Below are 16647 nucleotides of genomic sequence, written 5' to 3' on the forward strand. Positions count from 1 at the left end.
TCCCGGTGCCCGACACCCCGGGCGCGGCGTACGGTCAGCGTCGGTCCTCGCGGTCCGTGTCGGCTTCCGCCTGCTTCGCCTCAACCTCCGGGTCCAGCGCAGACTGGCCACTTCCGTCGACCGACGACACTGAGTCGTCGGAGACTTCGGTGGGAGCGGGAGGCTCGACCAGCCAGTCCGGGTTGGCCTGCTTGTCCCACCACTTCCACACGGCGAACAGCCCGAGGGCCACTACTCCGAGGACGGCAACGCCCTTGGCGGCACGTCCGGCCCTGGCACGACGCTCGTGCCTCTTGACCGCTTTCCTGATGTCCTTCGCCGTCACCTGACCGCGCAGCGCGGCCAGGGCGGCAGCAGATCGGGCCACGGCCTCCTCCCGTACGGGCTGGGCCGCGGCGACCGCGTGCTCGATCTTCGGCACCGTGTAGTCCGTCGCCTGACGAGCGGCGTTCCGGGTCACGACGGCGGCCCGGTGAGCAGCGTCGTCGACCTTGGGCGGCACGTGCGGTGCGACGTAGGCGTCGTACTGGACACGAGCTTGGTGACGGGCCTGGTGCGCGGCCCGGGAAACCTTGGGGGCGAGGCGCACACGGGCTTCGTGTGCGTAGATCGCGGCGTGGTCCTTGGCCGCGCAGGCGTACGGCGCCACCACTTCCGCGGCGTGCTGCACGTTTTCCTTCGCCGAACCGGTCGCGGCGCGCACGCTGTCCATGCGGGTCACGGGGGATCCTCCTCATCGGTGGCGTTCGCGGGGTCTGGGAGTTGTCGGCCCAGGTAAGGCACAGTTCGACTTTCCGTCCTTTCCGAAATCATGCCCGCTGCGGGCGGGGTCGGCATGCGGGACGGGCATCCGGGTCATTTTCTCCGTCTGCACCTCTTCCGTGCGAGGATCGTGAGACGTCAGAGAAGACTTACGGAAGGCACACCGTGGCCGAGCAGCTTCACGCCACCCTGAAGACCAATCACGGCGACATCGACATCCGGCTCCTGCCGAACCACGCGCCGAAGACGGTCAAGAACTTCGTCGACCTCGCCACGGGGCAGCGCGAGTGGACGCACCCGGCGACCGGAAAGAAGTCGGCGGACAAGCTGTACGACGGCACGGTCTTCCACCGGGTGATCAGCGGCTTCATGATCCAGGGCGGTGACCCCCTGGGCAACGGCACGGGTGGCCCGGGCTACGAGTTCGCCGACGAATTCCACCCCGAGCTGGCCTTCGACAAGCCGTACCTGTTGGCCATGGCCAACGCCGGCCCGGGCACCAACGGCTCCCAGTTCTTCATCACGGTGGCCCCCACCGCCTGGCTGACCCGCAAGCACACCATCTTCGGCGAGGTCGCCGACGAGGCGAGCAAGAAGGTCGTGGACGCCATCGCCACGAGCCAGACCAACCCGCGCACCGACCGCCCGCTGAACGACGTCGTGATCGAGTCGGTCGTGGTGGAGACCCGCGAGGGCTGATGCCGCGCGGATTGCGGATGCGGGCGTCGGGCCCGTGTCCGACGGCCGTACGGGAACCTTTCCGCCCCGCTCGTCCGTAGGACGGGCGGGGCGGTGCAGTGCGTTGGAGACGAGGGGATCCCCATGGATCAGGCATCAGGAAGCCCGGACCAGTCCCGCGCGGCGGACGGTCTGCCGGGTTGCTACCGTCATCCGGACCGGGAGACGGGCATCAGGTGCACCCGGTGCGAGAAGCCGATCTGTCCTGACTGCATGGTCAGCGCGTCGGTCGGCTTCCAGTGTCCGGAGTGCGTGCGCACGGGGTCCGGTACGGGCCACTCGGCGACGGCGAGTCGGCCCCGTACGATCGCGGGCGGTTCTGTCGCGGCCGGCGATCCGCATCTGGTGACCAAGGTCCTCATCGGTGTGAACCTCGCGGTGTTCCTCGCCGTCCTCGTCGGGGGGCGGCGGGTGCTGATCGAGCTGATCCTGATCGGAGGCTGGCCCGCACCGCCGTACCTGGTGACCGTGGGGGTCGCCGACGGCCAGTGGTACCGCCTGGTCACGTCGATGTTCCTGCACCAGGAGGTCTGGCACATCGGCTTCAACATGCTGGGGTTGTGGTGGCTCGGCGGGCCGCTGGAGGCGGCCCTCGGCCGGGTCCGCTACCTGGCGCTCTACCTGCTGTCCGGGCTCGCGGGCAGTGCGTTCGTCTACCTCCTCGCCGAACCGCAGACGCAGACCCTCGGAGCCTCCGGGGCCATCTGGGGCCTCCTGGGAGCCATGGTCGTGCTGATGCGCAGGCTCAACTACGATCTGCGCCCGGTGATCGTGCTCCTGGTGCTGAACCTGCTCTTCACCTTCAACCCCTGGGCCAGCATCTCCTGGGAGGCGCACATCGGTGGGCTGATCGCGGGCACCGTGATCGCCTTCGGCATGGTCCACGCGCCGCGGGAGCGCCGGGCGCTGGTGCAGTTCGGGACCTGCGGGCTCGTCCTCGCCGCCGTGGTGATCACGGTCGTCCTGAGGACCCTGGCGCTCACCTGAGCGTGAGCTTTCCCCAAAGTTGTCCACAGTGGGTGGCGGATCTTGTGCATCTCGTGGAGAGCAACCGCGCCCCTTGCCCTGACCTGGTTCTTCCCAGGAAGGGCAAGGGGCGGGACGGGTTCGCGACCGCCGCCTGGATGGTCTCAGTAGTCACATCGGCGTCAACGTCCGATGAGTTATCCACAGATCGTCTGACCTTTTCCTCATCTGTGGACGACGCTGTGGATAACCTTTGGGTAGAGCTTGACAGTCGCTACTTCCACTGGGTGGAGACCGCGAAGCCTCCGGCGATGAAGCCGAATCCGACGACGATGTTCCAATTGCCGAAGGACTGGATGGGCAGCCGGCCGTCGGTGACGTAGAAGACGACGATCCACGCCAGTCCGATCAGGAACAGCGCCAGCATCACGGGAGCGACCCAGCTGCGGTTCGTCAGCTTTATGTTGGTCGCCTGCTTCGTGGACGGGGGCGTGAAGTCGGCCTTCTTGCGGATACGTGACTTCGGCACGAGGGACTCTCCTGTCGATGCGCTGCGTGACCGCGCAGGGAAACTGTGGCTGGCGCCGGGGCGGGTCGAGGGGGACCGAGGCCTCCCCCGGGCGTCCGTTAGCGTAGTGCTTCCAGGGCGCCTGAAGGGTAAGGGTACGTTGAGCAATTCCGCCGACTCCCCCGGTGGGCCGGTCCGTCGCACCACGTGGCGGCCGGTCCGGCTGCTGACGGCTGCCGTCTTCGCACTCGCCGGATTGATCTTCGTCACCAGCTTCAACACGGCCAAGGGCACCAACCTCCGGACCGACGACTCGCTGCTGAAGCTGTCCGACCTGATCCAGCAGCGCAGCAACAAGAACGCCGAGCTCGACGAGTCCACGGCCGCCGTCCGCAGGGACGTCGACACCCTCGCCCGCCGCGACGACGGCTCGACCAAGGCCGAGGACGACAAGCTCAGGGCGCTCCAGGACTCCGCGGGAACGGAGAAGCTCGGCGGACGAGCCGTCTCCGTCACTCTCAATGATGCGCCTCCCAACGCCCAGGCGGCCCCCGGCTACCCGCGCCCCCAGGCCAACGACCTGGTCATCCACCAGCAGGACCTGCAGGCCGTGGTCAACGCGCTCTGGAAGGGCGGGGCCAAGGGCGTCCAGGTCATGGACCAGCGGCTGATCTCCACCAGCGCCGTCCGCTGCGTCGGGAACACGCTGATCCTCCAGGGCCGCGTCTACTCCCCGCCGTACAAGGTCACGGCCGTCGGCGACCCGGGCAAGCTCAAGCGGGCGCTGTCCGCGTCCCCCGCGATCCAGAACTACCAGCTGTACGTGAAGGCCTACGGACTCGGCTGGAAGGTCGAGGAGCGCGATGCGGTGACTCTCCCCGGCTACTCGGGCACAGTGGACCTCCACTACGCGAAGCCCGTGCAGTAGCCCCGGGGAGGCCGGCCGGTGTCGGTGCGACTGATCGTCAGGACGTTCAGCGAGATCTGCATCACCGCCGGCAGTGTGATCGTGTTGTTCGTGGCCTACGTGCTGTTCTGGACCGGCCTCCAGGCCGAAGGTGAGACACAGGGGCAGATCGCGCGGCTCCACCGGGAGTGGGCCAGGATCCCGCTCCCCTCCCCGGCGCCCGCGAGGTCGCCCGGTCCCTCGGTGTCGCCGGTCGCCGTCCCGCCCCCGGTGGCCTACGAGGACGGGAAGCCCTTCGCTGTCATGTACGTCCCGCGCTTCGGCAGCGAGTGGGACTGGCCCGTGCTGGAGGGCACGGGTACCGGAACGCTGAGGAAGGGACTCGGGCACTACAGCGCCACGGCCCGCCTGGGGGCGACCGGCAACTTCTCCGTGGCCGGCCACCGCCGCACGTACGGGGACCCGTTCAAGGACTTCCCCGACCTCCGGCCGGGGGACGCGGTGATCCTCAACGACGGGACGACCTGGTTCACCTACCGCATCCGGAGCAAGCCCTACCGCACCGTGCCCCAGGACGTCGGCGTGATCGACCCCGTACCGGGGAAGTCCGGATTCGCCGGTCCGGGCCGCTATCTGACCCTCACCACCTGCGATCCGGAGTGGGGGAGCAGCCACCGGCTGGTGGTCTGGGCCCATCTGGACGCCACCCGGCCTGTGACCGACGGCAAACCGGAAGCTTTCCACAGCTGACCCACGGGCCCCGTGCGCCCTTTAGTCTGGTGCGGTACCGAAAGGAAAGGGACAGCATGTACGGCTGGATCTGGCGACATCTGCCGGGCAACGCATGGGCGCGGGCGTTCATCTCGCTCGTGCTGATCCTCGCGGTCGTCTATGCGCTGTTCCAGTACGTGTTCCCCTGGGCGGAGCCACTTCTTCCGTTCAACGACGTGACGGTGGACGGCCAGTGAGCGCGCGCATTCTCGTCGTCGACAACTACGACAGCTTCGTCTTCAACCTCGTCCAGTACCTGTACCAGTTGGGTGCCGAGTGCGAGGTCGTGCGCAACGACGAGGTGTCCACATCGCACGCGCAGGACGGCTTCGACGGGGTCCTGCTGTCGCCCGGCCCGGGTGCGCCCGAGCAGGCGGGGGTCTGCATCGAGATGGTCCGCCACTGCGCCGCGACCGGTGTTCCCGTCTTCGGCGTCTGCCTCGGCATGCAGTCCATGGCCGTGGCGTACGGCGGCGTCGTCGACCGTGCTCCGGAGCTGCTGCACGGGAAGACTTCGCTGGTGCTGCACGAGGGCAAGGGCGTCTTCACCGGGCTGCCCTCGCCCTTCACCGCCACGCGCTACCACTCGCTGGCCGCGGAGCCGGCGACGGTGCCCGACGTGCTCGAGGTCACCGCGCGCACCGAGGACGGCATCATCATGGGCCTGCGGCACCGGGAGCTGGCCGTTGAGGGCGTGCAGTTCCATCCCGAGTCCGTGCTGACGGAGTACGGCCACCTCATGCTCGCCAACTGGCTGGAACAATGTGGTGACACGGGCGCAGTGGGACGTTCCGCCGGGCTCGCGCCAGTGGTGGGCAAGGCCCTGGCGTGAACGCCCAGGGGGGATCGCCGTGGCTCCAGGGCTCGGGCGTGCCCGAGCAGCAGGAGCCTCAGGAGTGGTCCGGCCACCCCCAGTACCCTGCGGACGACCGTGAGCCGTACCACCAGGGCTGGTACGGACAGCAGCAGGTCCCGGCGGACTTCGGTCCGGGACCGGAGCGGGTGCCGGCTCCTGACCCCGCGGCGGCGTTCGTCCCCGCGCCCTCACCCGTGCCCGTCGACGAGACCGTCGCGCTCCGGACGGCGGCGGACACCAGCCGAGCGGCGGGCGTGCCCGAGCAGCCCACGGGAGGCCGCGCCGAGCGCCGACGCGCCGCCAAGTCCCGCGGCGGCCGCCGCCGCGCCTCCGGCAAACCGGCGGGCGTGTCCACCCCCGCCCCGTCCGCCGAGGGCACGCCGCTCTCCCGGGTCGAGGCACGCCGGGCCGCCAGAGCGGCGAAGGACAGCCCCGCCGTCATCGCCAGCAGGGTCTTCGGAGAGCTCTTCATCACCGTCGGCGTGCTCATGCTGCTGTTCGTCGCGTACCAGCTGTGGTGGACGAACGTCCTCGCAGGACAGCAGGCGAACGCCGCGGCCAGCAAGATCCAGGACCAGTGGGCGAAGGGCCGCGCGCCCGGTGCCTTCGAGCCCGGCCAGGGCTTCGCCATCATGTACATCCCCAAGCTCGACGTGGTCGTCCCGATCGCGGAGGGCATCGACAAGCACCGGGTGCTCGATCGCGGCATGGTGGGCCACTACGGCGAGGGCACGCTCAAGACCGCCATGCCCGAGGACAAGCAGGGCAACTTCGCGGTCGCCGGGCACCGGAACACCCACGGCGAACCGTTCCGCTACATCAACCGGCTCTCGCCCGGTGACCCGATCGTGGTCGAGACGCAGGACAGGTACTACACGTACAAGATGGTCAGCATCCTGCCGCAGACCCCACCGTCGAACGTCGACGTGATCGCGCCCATACCCGGCGGCTCGGGCTTCACGGCACCCGGCCGCTACATCACGCTGACGACGTGCACGCCCGAGTTCACGAGTACGTACCGAATGATCGTGTGGGGCAAGATGGTCGACGAACGCCCGCGCAGCAAGGGCAAGCCGGACGCGCTCGTCGGCTGACGGACGGGTCGTACTCAGAACAGGACAGGGACAGGCGCAGTGGCACGTGCACGCAGCCGGATCGCCGGCGTCATCGGTGTCTTCGGCGAGCTGTTGATCACCGTGGGGCTGCTGCTGGCCCTCTTCGTCGTCTACTCGCTGTGGTGGACGAACGTACTCGCCGACCGCGAGGCGAAGAAAGAGATCACCCGGGTGCGTGACCGCTGGGCCGGCGGACCGGGCGCGCTGGACACCAAGGACGGCATCGGCTTCCTCCACGTCCCCGCCATGCAGACCGGAGAGGTGCTCGTCAAGAAGGGTACCGACGCCGCCACCCTCAATGGTGGTGTCGCGGGCTACTACACCGAGCCGATCGCATCGGCCCTGCCGACCGACAAGCAGGGCAACTTCACGCTCGCCGCGCACCGCGACGGCCACGGGGCCAAGTTCCACAACATCCACAAGGTCAAGACCGGGGACTCGATCGTCTTCGAGACCAGGGACACCTGGTACGTCTACAAGGTCTTCAAGGACCTCAAGGAGACGTCCAAGTACAACGTGGACGTGCTCCAGCCCATCCCGACGGAGTCGGGCAGGGAGAAGCCCGGCCGCTACATCACGTTGACGACCTGCACGCCGATGTACACCTCGGACTACCGCTACGTCGTGTGGGGCGAGCTGGAGCGCACGGAGAAGGTCGACAGGGACCGTACGCCGCCGGCAGAGCTGCGCTGACTCCACGCGGCCGGGCGGCGACCGAAACCCCCACGGCCGGGTGGCGGCCGAAACCGTCGCAGGAAGCCGCCTGGAGCTGCTCGCGGGGCCGTACCGGGCTCCGGCCGGTCCCAGTGCACCCCGGGCCGGCCCGGACCGTCACCCGCGCCACGACGCGGGGAGCCGCACCGCTGGGAGGCCCGGGCCGCCGGAGCAACGGTGCGCCGGCGGCGGCGGAACGGAGACGGCAGACGCGACCTGCCTGACGGGCGGATGACGGCGGACGGATGACGGCGGACGGACGGATCAGCCGGCGGAACGATCGAGCCCCGGCTCCCACCGAGGGTGCCGGGGCTCTCTCCCTGCATCGGGCGCATCCGCAGGACCGCGTCGGAGCGGCTAGCCGTTGCCCCCGCCGAAGAAGCCTCCGCCGTTGTTGCCGCCGTTGTTGCCGCCCCCGCCGATCGTCTGGAGCGTGATCGTCGTGTTCTTCGGGTCGACCTGGGTGCCCGGCTGCGGATCCATCCCTGCGACGAGCGCGTTGTCATCGGGGGAGCTGCCCGGCGAGAACGCGACGTTCTTGAAGCCGAACGACGCCAGGATCTGCTTGGCCTCGCCGACCCGCTTGCCCCGGACCTCGGGAACCTGGGTCTGCTGCTGCTGCGGACCCTTGGACACGCGCAGCGTGACCGTGATGCCCTTGGCCTCCTTGGAGCCGGCCGTCGGGTTCTGGGCGATGACCTCGCCCGCGGGCTGCTCGGAGTCGACGTCCCGGCGCTCCACCTTGTAGCCGAGGGTCGTCAGCTGGCCGTTCGCCGCGTCGAACTGCTGGCCGACGACGTCCGGTACCGGCTCCGTGACCTTCTTCGCGATCTCCAGGGTGACCGTCGCGCCCTTCTCCGCCTGGGTCCCGCCCGACGGGGTCTGGGAGACGACGGTGCCGGGCTCCTGGTCGGACTCGACCGACTTGGTGTCGATCTGGAAGCCCTCCTTCTTGAGCACCGCCCGGGCGTTCTCCTCGGACTTCTCGGTGACGTCGGGCACCTTGACCTGCGGCGCGCCCTGGGAGACGACGACCGAGATGGTCTCGCCCTCCTTCATCTTGCCGGTCCCCGGGTTCTGGCTGCAGACGCTGCCCTTCGGCTGGTCACAGCGATCCTCGCCGGACTGGACGACGGTGACCCCGGCGTTCTTCCCCAGCTGCTGGGCTTCCTTGAAGGGCTTGCCGATGAGCTGGGGCACCTCGATCTCGCCGTCGCCACCGCCCCCGCCGAACACCGACTTGCCGATGAGGATGGCCCCGACCAGGACGAGGATGCCTGCGAGTACCAGCAGGATCGTCGACGTGTTCGACTTCTTCTGGCGCCGCCGGTCCGGACGGTCGTCGTACCCGCCGTAACCGCCGTCGTCCGGGTTCATGGGAGGCAGCATCGACGTCTGCCCGGCCGGATCGGTCGGGCGCATCGCCGTCGTGGGCCGGTCGTCGCCGTATCCACCGCCGTAGCCGACCGCACCCATCGCCGCGGTTGCCGCGACCGGCTGGCCGTCGAGGCACGCCTCGATGTCCGCCCGCATCTCGTCGGCGGACTGGTACCGGTAGTCGGGGTCCTTGACCAGAGCCTTCAGCACGATCGCGTCCATCTCGGGCGTGATCTCGGGGTCGAAGTTGCTGGGCGGCTGGGGTTCCTCGCGCACGTGCTGGTAGGCCACCGCGACCGGAGAATCCCCGATGAAGGGCGGCCGTACCGTCAGCAGCTCGTAGAGCAGGCAGCCGGTGGAGTAGAGGTCGGAGCGCGCGTCGACCTGCTCACCCTTGGCCTGCTCGGGGGAGAGGTACTGGGCGGTCCCGATGACGGCCGCGGTCTGCGTCATCGTCATGCCCGCGTCGCCCATGGCGCGCGCGATGCCGAAGTCCATGACCTTGACCTGACCGGTGCGGGTCAGCATCACGTTCGCCGGCTTGATGTCGCGGTGGACGATGCCGTTGCGGTGCGAGTACTCGAGGGCCTGGAGGATGCCGATGGTCATCTCGAGCGTGCGCTCGGGCAGCAGCTTGCGCCCGGAGTGCAGGAGCTCCCTGAGCGTGGAGCCGTCCACGTACTCCATCACGATGTACGGGATGGACACCCCGTCGACGTAGTCCTCGCCGGTGTCGTACACGGCGACGATCGCAGGATGATTCAGCGACGCGGCGGACTGGGCCTCACGGCGGAAACGGGCCTGGAACGACGGGTCGCGGGCCAGGTCGGCCCGCAGCGTCTTCACGGCGACAGTGCGACCGAGCCGGGTGTCGTGGGCGAGGTAGACCTCGGCCATGCCACCACGGCCGAGCACCGAGCCCAGCTCGTACCGGCCGCCGAGGCGACGCGGCTCTTCCATACTGTTCCAGCCCTCTCCGTCAGTCCCGACCGCACCCGTCTGTGCGCTCCGGCGGTGTGCTGTTCGCGCATACGCTACCGGGCAGGCAGCGCCGTAACCGCCCATGGCCGGGACCTGATATCCGTCCGGTATCGCATTGTGCGGGTATGAGGCGGGACAGGGCCAGGACAGTGATCGGCGTCACTTCTTGCTCAGCACGGCCTCCATCACGTCCTTGGCGATGGGCGCGGCCAGCCCGCCACCACTGATGTCGTCCCGCGAAGTGCCTGCGGAGTCCTCGACCACGACGGCGACCGCGACCGGGGAACCCTGGTCGGTCTTGGCGTAGGAGATGAACCACGCGTACGGGCGCTTGCTGTTCCCGACACCGTGCTGGGCGGTACCGGTCTTGCCGCCGATCGTCACGCCGTCGATCCGCGCGTTCTTGCCGGTGCCGTTCTGGACGACGTTCTCCATCATCTCCTGGAGCAGCTGCGCGTTCTTCTCCGAGATCGGGCGGCTCATCTCCTCGGGCTCGGTCTTCTGCAGCACGTCGAGGTTGGGTGCCGAGAGCTGGTCGACCATGTACGGCTTCATCAGCTTGCCGTCGTTGGCGATCGCCGCCGTCACCATGGCCATCTGCAGCGGCGTGGTGGCCGTGTCGAACTGGCCGATCGACGACAACGCGTTGCCGCCCCGGTCCATGGTCTTGTTGTAGACGGACGCGGAGGCGCGGACCGGTGTGTCGACCTCGGGGTTGTTGAAACCGAACTTCTGGGCCATCTCGACCATCTTGTCCCGGCCGACCTTGTCGCCCATGTTCGCGAAGACGGAGTTGCAGGACACCCTCAGAGCCTCGTTCAGGCTCGCCTTCTCACAACCGGGCGCGTGGTTGACCATCGGCGTGCGGGACAGCGGGATGAGGTAGGGCTCGGGGGTGTCAGTGGCGGCGTTGATGTCCGTGACCACGCCGTTCTCCAAAGCGGCGGCGGCCGTGACGACCTTGAACGTGGAGCCGGGCGGGTAGGTCTCGCGCAGCGCGCGGTTCAGCTTCGGCTTGTCCTTGTCCTTCTCCAGCGCGAGCCAGTTCTTCTCGTCCTTCGCCGAGTAACCGGCGAAGGACGAGGGGTCGTACGACGGCGTGGAGGCGAGCGCGAGGATCTTCCCGGTCTGCGGGTCGATGGCGGCGACGGCGCCCTTCTTGCTGCCGAGTCCCTTGAAGGCGGCCTTCTGGGCGTCGGCGTTCAGCGTCGTGACGACGTTGCCGCCCTTCTTCTGGTCGCCCGTGAACATGGACATGGTCCGGTCGAAGAACAGCCGGTCGTCGTTGCCGGTGAGGATGCCGTCCTCGAGCTTCTCCAACTGGTTGGCGTCGTAGGCCTGCGAGGCGTAGCCGGTGACGGGGGCCCACATGGGGCCGTCGACGTAGGTGCGCTTGTACTTGAAGTCGGTGTCGTCCGTCGCGACGGATCCGGTGATGGGCTTGCCGCCCACGATGATGTTGCCGCGCTCCGCGGCGTACCGCTCGATCTGGACCCGCCGGTTCTTGCTGTTGGTGTTCAAGTCCTCGGCCTGGACGTACTGGAGCCAGTTGGTGCGGACCAACAGGGCGAGGACGAGCAGTCCGCAGAAAACGGCGATCCGGCGCAGGGGCTTGTTCACGGGCGGACCACCTGGGTCATCTCGGCGTCGGGGGACGGGGCGGGTGCCGGCGCGGGGCGGCGGGCGGTGTCACTGATGCGGATCAGGATGCCGATGAGCGCCCAGTTGGCGATCACGGACGAGCCGCCGTACGCAACGAACGGCATCGTCATACCGGTCAGCGGAATGAGGCCCATGACGCCGCCGGCGACGACGAAGATCTGGATGGCGAAGGCGCCGGAGAGACCGACGGCGAGGAGCTTGCCGAAGGGGTCGCGTGCGGCGAGCGCGGTCCGTACGCCGCGTTCCACGATCAGCCCGTAGAGCAGCAGGAAGGCCATCATCCCGGCGAGGCCGAGCTCCTCGCCGAAGGTCGCGAGGATGAAGTCGGAGTTCGCGGCGAAGCCGATGAGGTCGGAGTTGCCCTGGCCCAGTCCGGTGCCGAGGGTGCCGCCGGCACCGAAGGACATCAGTGCTTGGGCGATCTGGTCGCTCTGCTCGAGGGTCTTCTGCGCGAAGGGGTCGAGCCAGGCCTGGATGCGCTGCTGGACGTGCGATTCGAAGGTGGCGACGCCGACCGCGCCGACCGCGGACATCAGCAGACCGAAGACGATCCAGCTGGTGCGTTCGGTGGCGACGTACAGCATGATCACGAACATGCCGAAGAACAGCAGCGAGGTACCGAGATCGGTCTCGAACACGAGGATGAGGATCGACATGGCCCAGACGACCAGGATCGGTCCGAGGTCACGTCCCCGTGGCAGGTAGAGCCCCATGAAACGGCGACTGGCCAGGGCAAGGGCGTCGCGTTTCACCATGAGGTAGCCGGAGAAGAAGACCGCAATGACGATCTTCGCGAACTCACCCGGCTGGATCGTGAAGGGACCGAGACTGATCCAGATCTTGGCTCCGTTCACGGCGGGGAAGAACATCGGGAGAATCAGCAGGACGAGCGACGCCGCCATCGAGATGTACGTGTAGCGCTGCAGGATCCGGTGGTCCTTGAGGATCAGCAGCACGCCGACGAAGAGCGCGATGCCGATCGCCGAATAGATCAGCTGCTTGGGAGCATCCGGACTGAAGCCGCCGAACAGCCGCTCGGCGCGCTGGATCAGCCGCTGGGACTGGTCCAGGCGCCAGATGATCACGAGCCCGAGCCCGTTGAGCAGCGTGGCCAGGGGCAGCAGCAGCGGGTCGGCGTACTTGGCGAACTTGCGCACCACGAGGTGGGCCACGCCCGCCAGCAGGCCGAGGCCGAGGCCGTATCCGATCATGCCGGTGGGCACGCTGCCGGTCAGCGCGAGGCCCACGTTGGCGTACGCGAACACCGGGATGACGACGGCGAACGCGAGGAGCGCCAGCTCGGTGTTCCGGCGGCTCGGCAGTTCGATCGCGCCGATCGTGGTCGTGTTGGTGACAACGCTCATGGTGGAGAAAGGCCCCCCTACGGGTGCTTACTGCTTGCCGCAGTTCGAGGCCAGCTTCTGCTCCTCCTCCGAGAGGGTGGGGCTCGGAGTGGGAGTAGCTGCGGTCGGCTTGGTCGGGGCTGACTGGGTCGAGGGCTTGGTTCCGGCCTGGCCCTCACCGGTCGGCGTTGTGGCCGCCGCACGGTCCGCGGCGCGGCGTTGCTCGTCCTTCTTGCAGGCCGAAGCCTGGGTGGCGAGCTCCTCGATCTTGTCTCGGGCATTACCGAGGCTGCCCTCGGCGATGGTCTCCTTGACCTGCTTCTGCTGGTAGGCCGGCAGGTACTTGAGTTCGATCTCGGGGTGGTCCTTCTCGACCCGTGAGAGCGAGACCCAAGCGAGGTCCTGGCTGATGCCCCGGTACAGGGCGACGTGCTCGTCCTTGGCGCCCACGTAGTACTGCGTCTGGGTCCAGGTGTAGCCGCCGTACAGGCCACCACCCACCACGGCCAGCGCCAGTGCGATGTAGAAGGATCTCTTCAGCCACTTCCGGCCGGAGCGCGGCTTGGCGAAGTCCTCGTCCGTGTACGAGCCGAAGCTGCCCTCCGGCGGCATCCCGTCGTAGCCGACGTCGCCACCGCTGCCGGGCGGGCCGAAGCCGCCGCCCGCCGGCGGCGGGACGGGGCGGCCGAGCCCCGCCGCGCGGCCCGCCGGCGTCTGCATGGCCGCGCCGTCGTTCAGCTGGTTCTGGTTCTCGGCGACCGCGCCGACCACGACCGGCGTCTCGTTGAGCTGCCCGGCGAGGGTGTCGCCCGACTCGGTGTCGAGGACGTCCGCCACGATGCAGGTGATGTTGTCCGGGCCGCCGCCGCGCAGGGCGAGCTGGATCAGCTCCTGGATGGTCTCCTGCGGGCCCTGGTAGCTGGCCAGGGTCTCTTCCAGCGTCTGGTGGGAGACGACTCCGGACAGGCCGTCGGAGCAGATCAGGTAGCGGTCTCCGGCCCTGACCTCGCGGATGGAGAGGTCGGGCTCGACGTGGTCGCCGCTGCCCAGCGCGCGCATCAGCAGGGCGCGCTGGGGATGGGTGATCGCTTCTTCCTCGGTGATCCGTCCCTCGTCGACGAGCCGCTGCACCCAGGTGTGGTCCTGGGTGATCTGGGTGAGGACACCGTCGCGGAGCAGGTAGGCCCGGGAGTCGCCGACGTGCACGAGGCCGAGCCGCTGACCGGTCCAGAGCAGCGCGGTGAGGGTGGTCCCCATGCCCTCGAGCTGCGGATCCTCCTCGACCATGACCCGCAGCTGCTCGTTGGCGCGCTGTACGGCCGTGCCGAGCGAGGTGAGGAGGTCAGAACCCGGGATGTCGTCGTCGAGCTGGACCAGGGTCGAGATGACCTCGGAGGAGGCCACTTCCCCGGCCGCCTGGCCGCCCATACCGTCGGCGATCGCGAGGAGGCGCGGGCCGGCGTAGCCGGAGTCCTCGTTGCCCTCCCGGATCATGCCTTTGTGCGATCCGGCGGCGAAGCGCAGTGACAGACTCATGCGCACCTGCCCTGTCGACGCTGCCTCGGGGTACAGCCGGTCTCGAGCCACACTGCCCACCCTCCGGTCGGGAGCCAGCCCCGGTCCGCTGCCGGGACCGCTGCGGCTCGCTCGCTCCGCTCGCTCATTGTCGTACTACTTCCGCAGCTCGATGACGGTCTTGCCGATGCGGATCGGCGCGCCCAGCGGAATCGGCGTCGGGGTGGTGAGCCGGGTCCGGTCGAGATAGGTGCCGTTCGTGGACCCGAGATCCTCGACGATCCACTGGCCGTCACGGTCCGGGTAGATCCTGGCGTGTCGACTGGATGCGTAGTCGTCGTCCAGCACGATCGTGGAATCGTGCGCGCGGCCCAGCGTAATGGTCTGGCCCTGGAGGGCGACCGTGGTGCCCGTGAGGGATCCCTCGGAGACGACCAGCTTGGTGGGCGCACCGCGGCGCTGCCGCGCCGACTGCTGGCGTTGCTGCGGAGGCGCCGCGGGCTGGCGGGCCTGCTGCGGCCTCGCCTCTGCGTTGCGCCGCGAGCCGCGTTGCGTGACGCGCGTACCGAACAGGTCGCTGCGGATGACCTGTACGGCCACGATGACGAACAGCCACAGAACGGCCAGGAAACCCAGCCGCATGACCGTCAGGGTCAGCTCTGACATTGCCCCCGCTTCACCCTTCGGCTTGCCGGTAAACGATGGTGGTGCTGCCCACGACGATCCGCGAGCCGTCGCGGAGCGTAGCGCGGGTGGTGTGCTGCCCGTCTACCACGATGCCGTTCGTGGACCCGAGATCCTGGATCGTCGAGGGCGTTCCGGTCCGGATCTCGCAGTGGCGGCGCGATACGCCGGGGTCGTCGATCCGCACGTCGGCGTCGGTGCTGCGGCCCAGCACCATGGTGGCGCGGGAGATCTGGTGGCGGGTGCCGTTGATCTCGATCCAGCGGCGCACCTGGGTGCCCGACATCCCGCCGGGGGCCGTGGGGCGGCCGGCGGGTGCGCTTGGACCGGTGCGCCCCGCGCCGGGCGGCGGGGCCGACGGCATGGGCGGCGCAGCGGTCGGCGGGTAGCCGTAGCCGCCGCGCGCACCTCCCTGCGGCGCGGACGGGCCGAGCGGGGCGCGGTCGGGCGACTGTGACGTACTCGATGCGAGCGTGCGGCTGCGCACCCGGTACAGACCGGTGTCGAGGTCGTCCGCCTTCTCCAGGTGGACCTTGATCGGTCCCATGAAGGTGTAGCGCTGCTGCTTGGCGTAGTCCCGGACCAGGCCGGAGAGCTCGTCACCGAGCTGACCGGAGTAGGGGCTGAGGCGCTCGTAGTCCGGCGTGCTCAGCTCCACGATGAAGTCGTTGGGGACGACGGTGCGGTCCCGGTTCCAGATGGTCGCGTTGTTGTCGCACTCGCGCTGGAGGGCGCCCGCGATCTCGACCGGCTGGACCTCGGACTTGAAGACCTTGGCGAAGGTGCCGTTGACCAGGCCTTCGAGTCGCTGTTCGAACCGCTTCATGACTCCCATGGGGCACCTCCTCCGTCGTTGTCGCCCTGGTACTGCTTACTGATCGTATCCACGCGTCGGGAAATCGGCTGGTTCCCCTTGTCTGGCCCGTCGATGAGTGTCACCTCTCACACGGATCGTAGAGGCGGCCTCCTCACAGTGTCCCGCACTCCGGGAGCACCCTGGAGGAGCGGGTGAGGCGTGCTCGGCGAGAGCGGCTGCGGTCCGCCCGCCCACCTGCTGTACGGTCCGTCCTTCCAATCGTCGGTTCCGGCTCTTCCAACCCTCTTCCTCTTCTGTCGCGGGGGGCCTGAAACAAACGGATGTGAATGCACCCTCCCCAGCGTGCTAATCTTCTGCATGTCGCAAGGCGCCCGCACCAAGCGGATGCGAGGCCAGAGCGGCAACACCCAATGCGCGGGTGGCGGAATAGGCAGACGCGCTGGATTCAGGTTCCAGTGCCCGCAAGGGCGTGGGGGTTCAACTCCCCCCTCGCGCACAGAGGGACACCGATGAAAGTGTCCTGGTAACACCGACGAAACGGTCGGCATCGTGATCACGATGCCGACCGTTTCGCTTTTCCTTGTTGGTCAGGTGGGTGTGGTGCGGCTTGTACGCGTGACTGCCCGGCGACTGGGGAGCCGCCGGGCAGTTCGGTTCCGCGCCTCCGGTCGTCGGCCTTCGGCTGGTCTCGGTCGGCTTGCTGGGGTGTGACTCGTCTTACGTCGTCGTCTGGTGAGGTAACCCTCGGGGGTCCGGGTGCCCAGGGGTTTTCTTCTTGCGGCGGCGGGAGGGCGGCGCTCAGCTATATCCGGTTCCGCCTCGGCGTTGTCTGGACTGAGCCCGGTGCGGGCCGTGGCGAGCGCAGCCGACCGCAGCCCCCACCCGTCGGGGCCGCGGGACGCTGACGGCAGGCTTGCGGCTAGGCTCGGCG

At 68.6% G+C, this 16647-nt stretch carries 16 protein-coding genes and 1 tRNA gene; 9 read left to right on the forward strand and 8 right to left on the reverse strand.

Annotated features, from left to right (window positions below):
• Positions 1-34: 34 nt before the first annotated feature.
• Entirely contained in the window at positions 35-721 is a 687-nt protein-coding gene (locus ACFXOM_RS15175) for a DUF5324 family protein (RefSeq protein WP_384943993.1), read from the reverse strand.
• A 206-nt stretch (positions 722-927) separates the two neighbouring features.
• Here ACFXOM_RS15175 and ACFXOM_RS15180 point away from each other — a divergent pair, with 206 nt between their 5' ends.
• Entirely contained in the window at positions 928-1461 is a 534-nt protein-coding gene (locus ACFXOM_RS15180) for a peptidylprolyl isomerase (RefSeq protein WP_384929630.1), read from the forward strand.
• A gap of 123 nt (positions 1462-1584) precedes the next feature.
• Positions 1585-2487 (forward strand): rhomboid family intramembrane serine protease, encoded by a 903-nt coding sequence (locus ACFXOM_RS15185; RefSeq protein WP_384929628.1) that lies wholly within the window; start codon positions 1585-1587, stop codon positions 2485-2487.
• Between the two features lie 253 nt (positions 2488-2740).
• On the opposite strand, the gene crgA is transcribed toward ACFXOM_RS15185, so the two are convergent.
• A complete protein-coding gene (gene crgA, locus ACFXOM_RS15190) occupies positions 2741-2995 on the reverse strand; it encodes a cell division protein CrgA (protein ID WP_384929625.1) in 255 nt (84 codons plus the stop codon).
• A 139-nt stretch (positions 2996-3134) separates the two neighbouring features.
• Between crgA and ACFXOM_RS15195 the strand changes: the two genes are divergently transcribed.
• From ACFXOM_RS15195 to ACFXOM_RS15220, 6 genes are read left to right on the forward strand one after another with little or no spacing between them, the layout of a single operon-like run.
• Positions 3135-3902, forward strand: a complete 768-nt coding sequence (locus tag ACFXOM_RS15195) for a DUF881 domain-containing protein (RefSeq protein WP_384929622.1) — start codon at positions 3135-3137, stop codon at positions 3900-3902.
• An 18-nt stretch (positions 3903-3920) separates the two neighbouring features.
• Positions 3921-4631, forward strand: coding sequence for a class E sortase (locus ACFXOM_RS15200; protein ID WP_384929619.1), 711 nt, complete (start codon positions 3921-3923; stop codon positions 4629-4631).
• A gap of 56 nt (positions 4632-4687) precedes the next feature.
• Positions 4688-4849, forward strand: coding sequence for a hypothetical protein (locus tag ACFXOM_RS15205; RefSeq protein WP_384929616.1), 162 nt, complete (start codon positions 4688-4690; stop codon positions 4847-4849).
• Entirely contained in the window at positions 4846-5484 is a 639-nt protein-coding gene (locus ACFXOM_RS15210; protein ID WP_384929614.1) for an aminodeoxychorismate/anthranilate synthase component II, read from the forward strand. The genes ACFXOM_RS15205 and ACFXOM_RS15210 overlap by 4 nt, the downstream gene beginning before the upstream one ends.
• Positions 5481-6602 (forward strand): class E sortase, encoded by a 1122-nt coding sequence (locus ACFXOM_RS15215; protein WP_384929611.1) that lies wholly within the window; start codon positions 5481-5483, stop codon positions 6600-6602. The genes ACFXOM_RS15210 and ACFXOM_RS15215 overlap by 4 nt, the downstream gene beginning before the upstream one ends.
• Before the next feature lie 39 nt (positions 6603-6641).
• Positions 6642-7316: a class E sortase gene (locus tag ACFXOM_RS15220; RefSeq protein ID WP_384929609.1), complete on the forward strand. Its 675-nt coding sequence runs from the start codon at positions 6642-6644 to the stop codon at positions 7314-7316.
• A gap of 378 nt (positions 7317-7694) precedes the next feature.
• Here the strand turns inward: ACFXOM_RS15220 and pknB are convergent, their stop codons facing one another.
• The 6 genes from pknB to ACFXOM_RS15250 form a co-directional block, all read right to left on the reverse strand.
• Complete coding sequence (gene pknB / locus ACFXOM_RS15225) at positions 7695-9674, reverse strand: Stk1 family PASTA domain-containing Ser/Thr kinase (RefSeq protein WP_384943997.1); 1980 nt, start codon at positions 9672-9674, stop codon at positions 7695-7697.
• Between the two features lie 180 nt (positions 9675-9854).
• Positions 9855-11315, reverse strand: a complete 1461-nt coding sequence (locus ACFXOM_RS15230; RefSeq protein ID WP_385038104.1) for a peptidoglycan D,D-transpeptidase FtsI family protein — start codon at positions 11313-11315, stop codon at positions 9855-9857.
• Positions 11312-12721 (reverse strand): FtsW/RodA/SpoVE family cell cycle protein, encoded by a 1410-nt coding sequence (locus ACFXOM_RS15235; RefSeq protein WP_384944000.1) that lies wholly within the window; start codon positions 12719-12721, stop codon positions 11312-11314. The genes ACFXOM_RS15230 and ACFXOM_RS15235 overlap by 4 nt, the downstream gene beginning before the upstream one ends.
• A gap of 27 nt (positions 12722-12748) precedes the next feature.
• On the reverse strand, positions 12749-14236 hold the full coding sequence (locus tag ACFXOM_RS15240; protein ID WP_384929599.1) for a PP2C family protein-serine/threonine phosphatase: 1488 nt from the start codon (positions 14234-14236) through the stop codon (positions 12749-12751).
• A 135-nt stretch (positions 14237-14371) separates the two neighbouring features.
• A complete protein-coding gene (locus tag ACFXOM_RS15245) occupies positions 14372-14881 on the reverse strand; it encodes an FHA domain-containing protein (RefSeq protein ID WP_384929596.1) in 510 nt (169 codons plus the stop codon).
• A gap of 10 nt (positions 14882-14891) precedes the next feature.
• Positions 14892-15734, reverse strand: a complete 843-nt coding sequence (locus tag ACFXOM_RS15250) for an FhaA domain-containing protein (RefSeq protein WP_384929593.1) — start codon at positions 15732-15734, stop codon at positions 14892-14894.
• Positions 15735-16128: 394 nt separating this feature from the next.
• Here ACFXOM_RS15250 and ACFXOM_RS15255 point away from each other — a divergent pair.
• Positions 16129-16212: transfer RNA gene (locus ACFXOM_RS15255), tRNA-Leu, on the forward strand.
• Positions 16213-16647: the final 435 nt, after the last annotated feature.

Origin of the sequence: Streptomyces sp. NPDC059169, assembly GCF_042755225.1 — a bacterium.
Lineage (GTDB): Bacteria > Actinomycetota > Actinomycetes > Streptomycetales > Streptomycetaceae > Streptomyces.